This is a genomic window from Liquorilactobacillus sicerae (genome assembly GCF_029916425.1).
In the GTDB taxonomy this organism is placed as follows: Bacteria; Bacillota; Bacilli; order Lactobacillales; family Lactobacillaceae; genus Liquorilactobacillus; species Liquorilactobacillus sicerae.
Map to the genome: position 1 here is coordinate 1 of NZ_JAHAVQ010000186.1, position 472 is coordinate 472.

A 472-nucleotide genomic window follows, 5' to 3' on the forward strand; every position below is an offset into this window, starting at 1 on the left:
GTTTCAACTTGATTGCGAAATTCTTCGAGGAATCCCGGATCAATCTTATAGGCGATCTTGCCTGGAAGCGAGGTCCCACCGCGATGAAGAACTTTATGTAAAAGTGTGTAGCTGCTTGAGCCGGCAAACAAGGCAAATTTGCTTCTAATAGTCATAAACAAATTATAGACTAGCCGTCAATCAAGATTGATATAATTAGGGACATGACACAGCTATTTTTTGAGTATGGAGCGATGGGCTCCGGAAAGACTATCGAAATTTTAAAAGTTGCTCATAACTATGAGTCACAAGGCAAAAAAGTTTTATTAATGACGCCTTCAGTCGATGATCGGGCTGGCGTTGGAATTATTGCCAGCCGAATCGGTTTGAAAAGAGAAGCGATTGCTATTCATAAAGTGGACAATTTATTTGAAGAAGTTTCAAAAGTTGATGGGAAACTTGCTGCTGTTTTAATTGATGAGGCTCAATTTTT

General features: G+C 39.4%; 1 protein-coding gene. It reads left to right on the top strand.

The genetic code is table 11. The features are described 5' to 3' along the window. Positions 1 to 233: 233 nt before the first annotated feature. Positions 234 to 472: thymidine kinase (locus KH893_RS11920; protein ID WP_486606302.1), on the top strand; the 239-nt coding region annotated here is incomplete at its 3' end.